11 protein-coding genes and 1 other annotated feature are annotated in these 12,073 nt (G+C 32.9%); of the genes, 1 reads left to right on the top strand and 10 read right to left on the bottom strand.

Features of this window, described 5'->3' with window-relative positions:
- Positions 1–38: 38 nt before the first annotated feature.
- The 5 genes from ileS to HMPREF9129_RS04670 all read right to left on the bottom strand — a co-directional run bounded on the left by ileS (position 39) and on the right by HMPREF9129_RS04670 (position 7,420).
- Entirely contained in the window at positions 39–3,140 is a 3,102-nt protein-coding gene (ileS, locus tag HMPREF9129_RS04690; protein ID WP_004820883.1) for an isoleucine--tRNA ligase, read from the bottom strand.
- A gap of 38 nt (positions 3,141–3,178) precedes the next feature.
- Positions 3,179–3,356 (bottom strand) — a binding site (T-box leader).
- Positions 3,344–3,772: an RrF2 family transcriptional regulator gene (locus tag HMPREF9129_RS04685; protein WP_004820880.1), complete on the bottom strand. Its 429-nt coding sequence runs from the start codon at positions 3,770–3,772 to the stop codon at positions 3,344–3,346. (Overlaps the previous feature by 13 nt.)
- 101 nt (positions 3,773–3,873) lie before the next feature.
- Entirely contained in the window at positions 3,874–5,139 is a 1,266-nt protein-coding gene (locus HMPREF9129_RS04680) for an NAD(P)H-dependent oxidoreductase (RefSeq protein WP_004820879.1), read from the bottom strand.
- 8 nt (positions 5,140–5,147) lie between these two features.
- Positions 5,148–6,380 carry a BaiN/RdsA family NAD(P)/FAD-dependent oxidoreductase gene (locus HMPREF9129_RS04675; protein ID WP_004820876.1) on the bottom strand — a complete coding sequence of 411 codons (1,233 nt, stop codon included), beginning with the start codon at positions 6,378–6,380 and terminating at the stop codon, positions 5,148–5,150.
- 77 nt (positions 6,381–6,457) lie between these two features.
- Positions 6,458–7,420 (bottom strand): D-2-hydroxyacid dehydrogenase, encoded by a 963-nt coding sequence (locus tag HMPREF9129_RS04670; RefSeq protein WP_004820875.1) that lies wholly within the window; start codon positions 7,418–7,420, stop codon positions 6,458–6,460.
- 198 nt (positions 7,421–7,618) lie between these two features.
- On the opposite strand from HMPREF9129_RS04670, the gene HMPREF9129_RS04665 reads away from it, so the two are divergent.
- Positions 7,619–9,355 (top strand): DUF2207 domain-containing protein, encoded by a 1,737-nt coding sequence (locus HMPREF9129_RS04665; RefSeq protein ID WP_040552321.1) that lies wholly within the window; start codon positions 7,619–7,621, stop codon positions 9,353–9,355.
- Between the two features lie 144 nt (positions 9,356–9,499).
- Here HMPREF9129_RS04665 and HMPREF9129_RS04660 read toward each other — a convergent pair whose 3' ends face one another.
- The 5 genes from HMPREF9129_RS04660 to yqeC form a co-directional block, all read right to left on the bottom strand.
- Entirely contained in the window at positions 9,500–9,682 is a 183-nt protein-coding gene (locus HMPREF9129_RS04660; RefSeq protein ID WP_004820870.1) for a hypothetical protein, read from the bottom strand.
- A 59-nt stretch (positions 9,683–9,741) separates the two neighbouring features.
- The gene (locus HMPREF9129_RS10965) at positions 9,742–9,915 is read right to left on the bottom strand and encodes a hypothetical protein (RefSeq protein WP_004820869.1); all 174 of its coding nucleotides are present in this window, start codon (positions 9,913–9,915) and stop codon (positions 9,742–9,744) included.
- Positions 9,916–10,089: 174 nt separating this feature from the next.
- A complete protein-coding gene (yqeB, locus tag HMPREF9129_RS04655; RefSeq protein ID WP_004820867.1) occupies positions 10,090–10,899 on the bottom strand; it encodes a selenium-dependent molybdenum cofactor biosynthesis protein YqeB in 810 nt (269 codons plus the stop codon).
- A complete protein-coding gene (locus tag HMPREF9129_RS04650) occupies positions 10,883–11,440 on the bottom strand; it encodes a nucleotidyltransferase family protein (RefSeq protein ID WP_004820866.1) in 558 nt (185 codons plus the stop codon). Before HMPREF9129_RS04650 ends, yqeB begins: the two co-directional genes overlap by 17 nt.
- Positions 11,441–11,442: 2 nt before the next feature.
- Positions 11,443–11,991: a selenium cofactor biosynthesis protein YqeC gene (gene yqeC, locus HMPREF9129_RS04645; RefSeq protein WP_257009188.1), complete on the bottom strand. Its 549-nt coding sequence runs from the start codon at positions 11,989–11,991 to the stop codon at positions 11,443–11,445.
- Positions 11,992–12,073: the final 82 nt, after the last annotated feature.

The following is a 12,073-nucleotide window of genomic DNA, read 5'->3' as shown; positions in this document are numbered from 1 at the left end:
AAATAATCCCTCAAGCTAATAGCTCAAGGGATTTATTTTTAAACTTTTTGTATCTTTATTTTTGACATATGAGAGTTAAGGTCTACTTCTTCTCCATCAACAGAATCATTCTTAGTCACTTCGACTGCAAGAGTCTCAGACTTAATAAATTCCGCTCCAGATTCAATTGCTTTTACTACTTCTCCATCAGAAGTATACTCAATCTTGATGTTGTCTAAGATATTTAAATCTAAGTTCTTTCTCATTTGTTGAATTTTTGAGATGAATTCTCTGATATATCCTTCATTAATCAATTCTTCACTAAGTTCTGTGTCAAGGATTACAAATAGATTGTTTTCCATTGTAACGTCAAAACCTTCTTTTGATTTGATGTTTATCAAGATATATTCTTCTTTAATTTCAGTCTTTTCACCGTTTAATTCTATTTCTTTTGGACCATTAGAAAGTTCTGAAACAAATTTTTTAGGATCTACAGAATTCAAATATTTTGAGAACTCTTTTATCTTACTTCCAAGGATTGAACCTGCAACTTTGAAGTTAGGTTTTAATTCATAGTTCATAAATTGAGAAAGATCTTCTTCAAAGTGAACTTCTTTTACGTTAAGTTCTTCTTTTATAAGTTCATCTAACTCAGCGATTGTTTCCTTGTATTTACCATCAATGATTACTTTTGAAAGTGGTTGACGAACTTTTATCTTAGCATTTTCTCTTGAAGCACGTCCTAATGCTACTAAGTTTCTAACTAAGTCCATCTTTTCTTCTATCTTTTCATCTATCAATTCTTCGTTTACTTCAGGATATAGTTCAAGGTGAACTGACTCTCCATCAGTAAGACTTCTGTAAAGTTCTTCAGAAGTGAAAGGAACAAATGGTGCTATTAACTTAGCTATTCCAAGCATAACTTCATAAGTTGTCGCATAAACAGACTTCTTGTCATCATCAATTTCAGTTGCCCAGAATCTTCTTCTGTTTCTTCTGATATACCAGTTAGACAAATCTTCTATTACAAATTCTTGAATATTTCTAACAACCTTTGTAACTTCAAATTTATCCATATCTTCTCTTACAGTCTTTACAAGATTGTTGTATTTTGACAATAACCACTTGTCAATTTCATCTCTCTTTTCATATGCAATATCAAATTCTCTAGGATTTATACCGTCTGTGTTTGCATATAGACTGAAGAAGTTATAGATATTTCTGATTGATCTGAAGAATTTAGAGTCAACTTCTCTAAGTCCATCTTCATCAAATTTTGTAGGAGTCCATGGTGGAGATACATACATCAAGTACCATCTAACTACGTCTGCTCCATATCTATCAAATAAATCAAATGGTTCAACAGTATTTCCCTTTGATTTAGACATCTTCTTACCAAATTTATCTAAAATTAAATCATTTACAAGTACATTCTTATATGGGCTCTTGCCTGTCATATAAGTTGAAATTGCAAGAAGTGAGTAGAACCAACCTCTTGTTTGGTCGATACCTTCACAGATGAAATCTGCTGGGAACAATTCGTTGAAATCATCTTTGTGCTCAAATGGATAGTGCCATTGTGCAAAAGGCATTGCTCCCGAGTCAAACCAAACATCGCCTACTTCAGGTATTCTTGACATAGTATGGCCGCACTTATCACACTTGATATGAACGTCATCTACGTATGGTCTGTGAAGTTCTATTGAATCATCTATATCTTCAATCGCTCTTTCTGCAAGTTCTTTTCTTGAACCTACTGAAGTTGTGTGTCCACATTCTTCACATCTCCAAATAGGAAGTGGAGTTCCCCAATATCTCGAACGAGAAATTGCCCAATCGTTTAGATTTTCTAACCAATTACCAAATCTCTTTTCACCTACATAATCTGGGAACCAATTTACACCATTGTTGTTTTCTACAAGTTTTTCTTTAAACTTAGTAACTTCGATATACCAAGATGGGTGAGCATAGTAGATTAATGGAGTGTGACATCTCCAACAATGAGGATAATTGTGGTCAAATTTATGTTTCTTGAACAATAAATCATTTTCTCTCAAGTATTGGATAACTTCTTTGTCTGCATCCATTACAAACATACCCTTCCAAGGTGTTTCAGTGAATCTACCTGACTCATCAACTGGATTGAAAACTGGTAGCCCATATCTTCTTCCTGTTTGATAGTCGTCTTCCCCAAATGCTGGAGCTGTGTGTACAACACCTGTACCATCTTCTGTAGTTACATAATCTGCTGTTGTAACATAGAAAGCTTTTTGGTCAGTTTGTATAAATTTCAATAATTGTTCATATTCAACGCCTTCAAGGTCGCTACCTTTCATTGTTTCAAGAATTTCATATTCGTGTTCAAATACAGAATCTGCCAATTCTTTAGCAACTATATAAACATCATCATGAATTTTTGCTCTGATATATTCAACTTTAGGATTTACAGTAAGTGTTACGTTTGAAGGAAGTGTCCAAGGAGTTGTTGTCCATGCCAAGAAATACTCATTGTCTTTTCCTTTAACCTTAAATTTAGCTGTAACTGTTTCAGTTTTGATTTCTTCATAACCTTGTGCAACTTCGTGAGATGCAAGTCCTGTTCCACAACGTGGGCAATATGGAAGAATCTTGTGTCCTTCATAGATTAATCCGTCTTTGAACATTTTGTTGTAAATACTCCAAACAGATTCTATAAAGTTATTGTCTAGTGTTACATATGGGTCATCTAAATCGATTAGATATGCCATTCTTCGAGTCAATTTTCTCCATTCAGACTCATATTCCCATACGGATTGTCTACACATTTCATTGAACTGTGCAACACCATATTTTTCTATGTCCTGTTTATTGTGAAGTCCTAATTTCTTTTCAACTTCAATTTCTACCGGCAAACCGTGAGTATCCCAACCTGCTTTACGCTTTACCTTATAACCACTCATTGTCTTGTATCTACAAGTTAAATCCTTTAGAGTTCTTGCAATTACGTGGTGAATACCCGGCTTACCATTTGCTGTTGGCGGTCCTTCATAAAAAATATACGAATGATTACCTTCCCTTGCTTCAACAGATCTTTTTAATAGATCAATATCGTCCCAGTAATTTGATATTTCAGATTCTCTATCTTTTACTGGAGATTTTGAAAGCGGTTTAAAATTTTCCATAACTTTTCCTCCTTATTTATATAATAAAAAAGACCCAACTAAGGGACGACTTACGCCGCGGTACCACCCTTATTATAGGTCCTATCACTTAATTGTCTTTAAGGCAGACTTACCAATTTGCTCCAAGTTGATCTTATAAACTCAAGTTACATTCTCACACCAACCGAATGCTCTCTTGAAACTCTCTATTTATAACTGTCTCTTCATTGCTTATTTTCTCCAAAACATTCAAGTGTCTTGGATTTTAAAATTTTTATTACCGAATTTTGTACTTCTTCAAGAGCTACGTGAAACCTGCAACCGTCAAAATCTGAAGAATTAACTCCCATATATGAACAATATGGATCTTCTGCATTCATGCATCTGTTAACAACTATAGGTCCGTCTATAGCAACCATTATATCATAAAGAGAAACTTCCTCTTTTGGCTTATTTAGCATATATCCGCCTGTAACTCCTCTTTTTGCTGTAGTTATCCCCGCTAAATTCAACTTTCTAAGTATTCTAAGAGTAAATCTTTCCGGTATAACTCTATCATGTGCAATTTTGGGAGCTCCTACTACTTCTCCTTCATGTTGGGCTAAGTAACCGCATATCCTGAATGCATAATCTGTTTCTTTTGTGATTCTCATGGCTTTTCGTCCTTTCTAAATGCACTACTCTACCAAAGTCATTCTCTAAAATGTAACTATGCATTTCAATTTTATATTTTATATTAATATCACCTTAGTTGTCAATTACCTTGTAGCCTTCTTATTTTAACTATACTTGCTTCCTCATCTAAAATTACATCTTCATAGGTTAAAGCTTTGCCGATCTCAACATCTCTTGCAAGTTTAGTTTTCTCTGTGATAATTCCTATCGGCAGAAGATTTTCTCGTCTTTGAATTTCTGCTTTTTCCAACACTCCATAAACTGAGTTTCCACCTATTCCCTCAAGTTTTTCTCCCTTTTTCAAATCTTTCTTTGCAATTGCAATAGTTTCTGCTACAGAACCCTTATAAGGTGCTATTGTAGAATCTTTTAAAACAACTGCTCTTATTATTGAAATTGGAGTTTCCAAACTTGTTAGATGATACGGTCTATATATGGCGAAATTTGGTCTCTTGCCAACACTCAAATATTCCATCTCATTATCTATTATTTCAGAATTAGCCTTTGCAATGGCAAAAACTCCCGGCGCTATTCCCATTGAAAAATCTACCGTCCCATAAGAATTCAACTTAGACCCTCTTGATTCTAAATCTATATCCTGTGCTATTGTCTTAGGAGTTGTCGTAAAAGAATGGCAACCCCTAATATCCGGAACAAATCCGGTTGCATTACACACGGCATTTAACTCTGTCATTGTGTTTGTACCATCCACGAAAGAAGTCAACATTCTTGGATTTAACCCTCTATTAATTGCCTCTTCGCTTAGATCCTCAGGTGTGGCACTTCTATCCAACTTATTGTTCTTTCCCTTCCCAAGAACTAAAACTTCAAACCCCATTGTATTTAAAAATTCATAGAGTTCAATTATAGCACCCGGTTCATCTCCAGCTGAACCGGTGTAAACAACCCCTGCTTCATCTGCCAATGATTTTAAATAAGGACCAACTGTCGCATCCATTTCAACATTTAAGCTTACAATATGTGTGTTGGATTCGATTGCTCTCAATGTAACTTCACAACCGGCGTTAGTATCTCCTGTGCAATCCACAACCACATCAGGTAGCTCTGCTGCAATCATGTTGTCAGTTGTGGCAATTGACTTTCCATTTTTAATAGCTTCTCTTGCCACTTCAATATCATCAGTTACCAAAAACTCATCTTCAGTAAACCCTGCTGATATAAAAGTATTTTTCACTTTTTCAATTCTTCTTGAGGACAAAATAAGCGGTGTGAAATTTTGTAATCCCTTTAATTGAGTTAAAAGTGAACTTCCCATTATTCCACAACCAATTATTCCAACCGATATATTTCCGTATTCTTTTAATCTATTCTGTAAGTAGAACATTCTACCTCCTAAAGATTTCTGCTCATCATCATAGCCGAAGATACTGCCCATTGTATGTTGTATCCTCCGCAAATTCCATCTATATCAAGAGCCTCACCTATTATATAAAGCCCTTTTACCAACTTAGACTCGAAAGTCTTTTCATCAACTTGTGATAACTCAACTCCACCTAAAGTGACTTGAGAAGTATCAAATCCCTTAGTCCCTGAGATATCTATTCTGTGATTTAAAATTTCTTCAACCATTTTCTCAAAAACTTTCTCGTCAATATTACTCATTGGAATATCTTGATGCAAATTTAAATTTTTACAGATATATCCAACTAATTTCTTATCTATTATTCCCGTAAGCCATCTTTTTAGTGAATAATGACTCAACATATAATACATATTATAAAGCTCATCTTTGATTTTTTCATCAGAATAATTTACTAGAGAAAATTTAATATATTTATTTCCGCTTTTAATATTAACTGCCTTAGATAAATTTAAGATAGGTGGGCCACTTAATCCATAATCAGTGAACAATACTTCTCCCTCTTCCTCTTGTACTAGTTCATCATCTATATACAGCCTTGGCTTAGAGTATACTTTTACACCACTTATTGATTTTAAATCCTTTGACTCAGAAGTAACTTGAGTTAATGCGGGATAAAGATTAGTTACTTTATGCCCCAAACTCTTCAAAATTTCAAAACTCTTGCCATCACTCCCAAGCTTAGGAGAAGAACAGCCTCCAGTTGCAAATACCACTCTATCAGCCACAAACTTCTCTTCATTGGTATAAACTGTAAATTTATTATTCTCTTTTTCCACCTTCAAAACCGGCGAAGACGTAATAACTTCAACACCCAACTCTTCGAGTTCCTCTAAAAGTTGATTCACAACAGTTTGAGCTTTTAAAGTTTGAGGATAGACCCTATTCCCTTCACAAGTCGTAAAAATCGCAATAGTTTTCAAATAGTCTATAAAATTTTCATTTGTAAATCCATTTATGGCTTCTGTTACAAATTTTGAATTATAATTTTTATAAGATACATCTAAATTAGTTAAATTACATCTTCCATTTCCAGTTGTCAGCATTTTTTTTAAGATTCTATCTTTCTTTTCTAAAACAGTCACTTGATGCCCTAACCTCTTAGATTCAATTGCTGCAAAGACACCGGAGATTCCTCCGCCAATTATTATAATTTTCATTTGATTGCCCTTCCTTTGTATATTATATTTAATCTTTACTCTCATTTCAATTTATCTTTGCAATATGCTCTCTAAGACTAAGATACATTTTAGAAACAAAAGCTAAATTATAATCTAAATATTTATTTAACTTCGTTTATTGACTCTCCGTTCATATAAGATTGTAAATTCCCAACTATTATGTCAAGCAACCTCTTTCTCGTATCTAAAGATGCCCAAGCTATATGCGGTGTAATCAATAAATTCTGTGCTCCACGTAGAGCATTGTTCTCTAACATTGGCTCAACTGCAACAGTATCTATCCCTGCAGCATATATTTTTCCAGAATCTAAAGCCTCTCTAAAATCAGCTTCATCTATCAACCCGCCTCTTGCAGTATTTAACAAAATAACTCCATCTTTCATTTTGGAAATAGTATCTTTATTTATAATCTTCTCAGTTTTTTCATTTAATGGACAGTGCAGAGCTATTACATCCGACTTTTCCAATAACTCATCAAACGAAACATACTCTCCTATCTCTCTGCCCTCGTCAGTTGGTCTTGAACCACTTGCGATTACATTCATTCCCAAACTCTTAGCAATACGTCCGGTGTTTTTGCCTATGTTTCCAAACCCAACTATACCCATCGTCTTTCCATATAGCTCAATCACAGGATGCTTCCAATAGCAAAAATCATCCGCCTTAATCCATTCTCCTGCCATTACTGATTCAGTATGCCTATATGTGTTGTGACAAATTTCAAGCAACAGTCCAATTGTAAATTGACTGACCGCATAGGTCGAGTACTCAGGACAATTTCTCACAGATATATTTCTCTTTTTAGCCTCTACAATATCAATGTTATTATATCCGGTAGAGCAAAGGCCTATATATTTTAAATTGTTGCATTTCTCAATGATATTTTTTGAAATTGGAACTTTGTTCACTATTATAGCCTCAGCATCTCCAATTTTTTCTATAATTTCACTTTCATTTTTAACATCAGTATCTCTATATAAAATTACATCTCCTAAACTTTCCAATTCATCAAAACTTAAATCTCCGGGATTTAATGTCTTATAATCTAAAAAAACTATTTTCATAATTTACCTCTACTATTTCAAATAACTGTATATTTATCTCAAGTAAATACTATATAATAGATTTAAATAGCATTTACTGTTGTACAAACTAATTATATTTATTATACATAATTAAAAAATAAATAGTATCGTCTTGCAAAAACTACTTCGTAAATTTTTACATTGTTAAATGCTAAATTTAAAATTCAGGTGATTATTATGAAAAAATTATTTTCTATACTATTACTACTATTTGCAATCGCTCCAAGTATAGTCTTTGCTGATTCAATAGACTCTATTGAAGTAAATGCAAATATACTTGATGACGGTTCTCTACAAGTAACACAAGTTTGGAAAGCAACAGCTGATAGCGGAACAGAATTTTATATTCCCATGCAAAACTTAAACCACATGCAACTAACTGACTTTAAAGTTTCAGATGAAAATGGTCCTTATACAGAAGTTCCTTGGGATGTAGAGGTTTCTTTTGAAGAAAAGGCGAACAAATACGGAATTAATAAAACAGTCGACGGCATTGAATTGTGCTTTGGTAAAACTGCATTAGAACCAAAGACCTACACAATAAACTACACTTTGAAAAATGCCATGATAGGTTACACAGATTTAGACGGATTTAATATTAGATTTATAAACCATGATATGGATCCGGTCCCTGATAATGTAAAAGTAACTATTCAAAAAAATGGTGTTGATTTAAACGAGAGCAATGCAAAGATTTGGGCATTCGGATACATTGGAAATATCTTATTTGAAGATGGCAAAATCGTTGCTAAAAATACAGAACCTTTTTCAAATAATCAAAATTTAACTATTCTAATGTCTTTGAATAAGGGAATAATAAATCCTTCTTACACCCTAAATGATAGTTTTGAAACTTTAAAATCAGTTGCATTTGAAAATTCAAGCTATGAAAATGACTATAATGATTTAAATGGTATTTCAGGAGATGCTATTTCGCAAAGTTCTAAAGATTTTTCAGGCCCGGTTACCTTAATAATTTTCTTTATTATTTTAATGCCTGTCTTCATATTCTTTTCGATTCTAGTATCTACTTCAAAAAAGCGTACTATAGCGAAGAATATAAATGAGGTCGATGAAGACCATCCCGAATATTACCGTGAAGCACCTTTCAACGGCAATCTGACGGCCTTACTTTATTTAAGACAAAAAGAAATCAATATATTAAATGCTATAATCTCAGCTCAAATTCTAAAGTGGGTAAAATCTGGTAATTTATCATTTGAAAGTGCTAAAAATTTAGCATTACCAAAAGAAAAGTTAAAACCAGAAGATACTGTCTTAAAGATAAATAGTGTTCCTAATACAAAAAATAGATTTGAATCCAATTTATTTGAATTTATTTTAAAAGCTAAGGGCGACGATGATATTCTAACTCCAAAAGAGTTCAAAAGATTTTTATTTAAATCAAAAGACTTCCCATATAAGTTTTTAAAATCTACAAAAGAAGAAGGAAGAAATTATTTAATAGACAATGGATATCTTGAAGAAAGAGCTTCTAATAAATATTACCTAACAGAAAAAGGACTTACTGAAACTTCTCGTCTATGTGCCTTTGAAAGATTTTTATATGATTTAGAAGATTTGAGTGAAAAAGAATCAATAGAAATTTCAAATTTCGATGATTTATTAATTATGGGAGTGTTATTGGGCGCCGCCGAAGAAGTAACCGATGCATTCAAACATTTTTATCCTGAAGATAAATATGCCGGTCACATACCTTTATACGTTGGTCCTAACAGTCTATATCCACACTATTTATATTTAACTTATTTCTCTAAAAATTCATATCAAGCTTACAGCTTAAGTTCAAGTTCGAGTTCAGCTTCCTTTGGTGGAGGCGGTGGATTCTCAGGTGGTGGAACTGGTGGAGGCGGTGGATTCTCAGGTGGTGGAACTGGTGGCGGTGGTAGATAGCCCCTACCAAATAATTTAATAAAACAAACACAAAAGCAGCTAACTCATATAGAGAAAGCTGCTTTTACAATATGTTCACTAACATAACAAAACTTATATATTAAATTAAATATTAACTTTGAATCTTTTTAATTTTTATATCTATCAATCCCAATTTTGTGGAACTTCGTAAATATAATTGTATCCATTTGCTTTATCTTCTGCTATTTCCTTTTTTAATGCTTCAAGTTCTTCTTTTTCATCTTCTGTTAGTTCTATTTTGCAAGCTTCCATTGGTATTCTACCTGTTGCAAGTCCTAGTATATAATTATCTCTGCTCATTCCCATTTATTCATTCCTCTTTTCTTCAAATTGTTTAAATTTAACTTATATCATTAAAGTTTAAATTAATCATCGAATGGCACTTCGTATATATACTTTTTACCTTCTGATATATCTTTTTCTATACGCTCTTTCATACCTTCGAGTAAATCTTTTTCTTCTTCTGTTAATTCTATTTTACATGCTTCCATTGGTATTCTACCTAGTGCAAGTCCTAATATATAATTATCTCTATCCATTATCATCACCTTTTAATTATCTTATTAATCTACCTAATAATATTTCGTCATAAAATTTCTTATTCAATGCACTTTTGATTCAACTACTAAACATATTAACACACTAAAATAAAATCGGAAATGATGATAATTCAACTTCCTATTTTATAAATTTCTATATTTTCATAACTTACTTTACTTATCAGCATTTCTATTTTTCAAAATCATAACGGCTTCGAGAGTTGCTCCACCTAATGCTCTTGCTTTGTCCGATATTGTATTTGGATTTGTAGTAGTTCTTGGGTCCACATCTCCTATTTTCATACCTTCAAAGACTTCAGTACCATTTCTAATAATCCCCCTTAAAATCCCTGAAATTTTAGCTGTAACTTCTCCGCCTTCAACTGTAGCTATGACTTCTCCTTGCTCTACTATATCCCCTATATCGTGTCTGTTTATTATTTTTCCGGCCTTAGGTGCATACAGTACTCTCTCTCTTGTAAAACCATCTATATTCCCCGGTCTATTTGTATTTGGTGCTGCAGAGCCTTCAAATATAAGTCTGCCTAAATCGTGACCTCTGTTAGTTTCAATAACTATGTCAACATCTTCCCCAGCAATAAATCCCGGTCCTAGTGCAACAGTTCCCTTTGCCATATCTATTCTTGTGCCAAGATTTTTTTTAGCTAAAATCGCATCAACCAATACATCAGGTTCAAGTTCTTCTAGGATTTTACATTCAGGGTCCACCATCAAAGGCACTACTCTATCTTCAAATGCCTTTTCCATTTCAGATATAGTTTCAACTCTTCTTGCTGTTATATCTTCTACGCTTGTTTCTCCAACGTAAATAGCATCAGATAGTGCAACAGTTCTTCTTATTGCAGTTGGTTGTTTCACTTCGAGACACAGCACTTTAAAACCGGAACGATGTAATCTTTGAATTGAACCCGTTGCAATATCTCCCGCACCCCTAATTATTATCAAATTATCTAATTTTTTCATATTGTTCCCTTGTATCTATATCTATATGTTCCATTTCACTTTCTATATCAACTTTTTGTGAATTTTCTTCGTTTATTAAAACAACTCCGCCCTCATCTTCTTTTAAACTCAACAATCTATCTTTAAAAAATTTCGGGAAAATCATCGGAGCCCCACGCTTTTTGCCGTACATCGGAAAAGTTATCAATTCATCTTGATAGAACTTATCCACTATTTTTCTAACAGTTTCCTCGCTGACAAAAGGTTGGTCACATACAAAGAACATATATCCGTCAACATTACCTGAGTTTTCTACGCCTATTCTAATTGATTCACTCTTACCTATATCAGCTTTTTCATTGTCATATACTTTCAACTTTCCTTCAGCATATTTTTTAATATCTTCATCATTTGTTATTAAAATTTTTTCTGAAAAATCTAAACTATCTAATAAATCAACTGTGTATTCAAACATTCTCTTACCTTTGACTTCAAGTTTTAATTTGTTATCTCCCATTCTCTTTGAAAATCCGGAAGCCATTACTATAGCGCTAATATTCATACTTACCTCCTAAGTTTTATATCTAATTTTCCAATTTCTTCTTCAAGTTTTGAAATATCTTCCTCAACTCTATTTAAGTAGAGATATTTTTCGCCAACTGAATTTTTAAAAATTCCCTCCCTGTGAGATAGCATTTTTAAAATTAATGAATCATCTAAAACTACTCTTCCAAATCTGTCTTTGAACAATTTAAAATTAAATATATCATCTTTGTTCAACTCATTTAAATATTTCATCATTGGCAATACTGCTATAGTTTTAGTAGTTATATCGTATATTACAGGCTCATTTTCGCGAGAGGCTTTATATGGTTTTTGTTTAGAACCATCAGCTTCAATTAGTACATAATCAAATTTTGACAAAATCTCTTTTAAATAATCATAGTCAGCGCTCGTTATTTTTTTATCTGTAGATTCTCCACCTGTAATCACTAAATTTATTCCATTGAAATTTCCATCAAAGTTTTCAACGCATATTTCATCATCTTCTAATTCAGTTGGAATACCTATTTTGGTAGAAGTTGTTATTAATACTTTACCCATTTTTTTAATTCTCTTCCCAACTTAAACATTAAAGTAGTTTTTCCCCCACTCCCCACAATGGATACTACATCATTTTTTGTATTTCAAATTT

Source organism: Peptoniphilus indolicus ATCC 29427, assembly GCF_000227315.1.
Classification (GTDB): Bacteria; Bacillota; Clostridia; order Tissierellales; family Peptoniphilaceae; genus Peptoniphilus; species Peptoniphilus indolicus.
This window is presented reverse-complemented; position numbering and strand designations above follow the sequence as displayed.

What these genes read in the sequence shown, in the direction of transcription:
- ileS (WP_004820883.1), bottom strand. Translation starts at nt 3,140, where the DNA reads ATGGAAAATTTTAAACCGCTTTCAAAATCTCCAGTAAAAGATAGAGAA.
- HMPREF9129_RS04685 (WP_004820880.1), bottom strand. Translation starts at nt 3,772, where the DNA reads ATGAGAATCACAAAAGAAACAGATTATGCATTCAGGATATGCGGTTAC.
- HMPREF9129_RS04680 (WP_004820879.1), bottom strand. Translation starts at nt 5,139, where the DNA reads ATGTTCTACTTACAGAATAGATTAAAAGAATACGGAAATATATCGGTT.
- HMPREF9129_RS04675 (WP_004820876.1), bottom strand. Translation starts at nt 6,380, where the DNA reads ATGAGAGTAAAGATTAAATATAATATACAAAGGAAGGGCAATCAAATG.
- HMPREF9129_RS04670 (WP_004820875.1), bottom strand. Translation starts at nt 7,420, where the DNA reads ATGAAAATAGTTTTTTTAGATTATAAGACATTAAATCCCGGAGATTTA.
- HMPREF9129_RS04665 (WP_040552321.1), top strand. Translation starts at nt 7,619, where the DNA reads ATGAAAAAATTATTTTCTATACTATTACTACTATTTGCAATCGCTCCA.
- HMPREF9129_RS04660 (WP_004820870.1), bottom strand. Translation starts at nt 9,682, where the DNA reads ATGGGAATGAGCAGAGATAATTATATACTAGGACTTGCAACAGGTAGA.
- HMPREF9129_RS10965 (WP_004820869.1), bottom strand. Translation starts at nt 9,915, where the DNA reads ATGGATAGAGATAATTATATATTAGGACTTGCACTAGGTAGAATACCA.
- yqeB (WP_004820867.1), bottom strand. Translation starts at nt 10,899, where the DNA reads ATGAAAAAATTAGATAATTTGATAATAATTAGGGGTGCGGGAGATATT.
- HMPREF9129_RS04650 (WP_004820866.1), bottom strand. Translation starts at nt 11,440, where the DNA reads ATGAATATTAGCGCTATAGTAATGGCTTCCGGATTTTCAAAGAGAATG.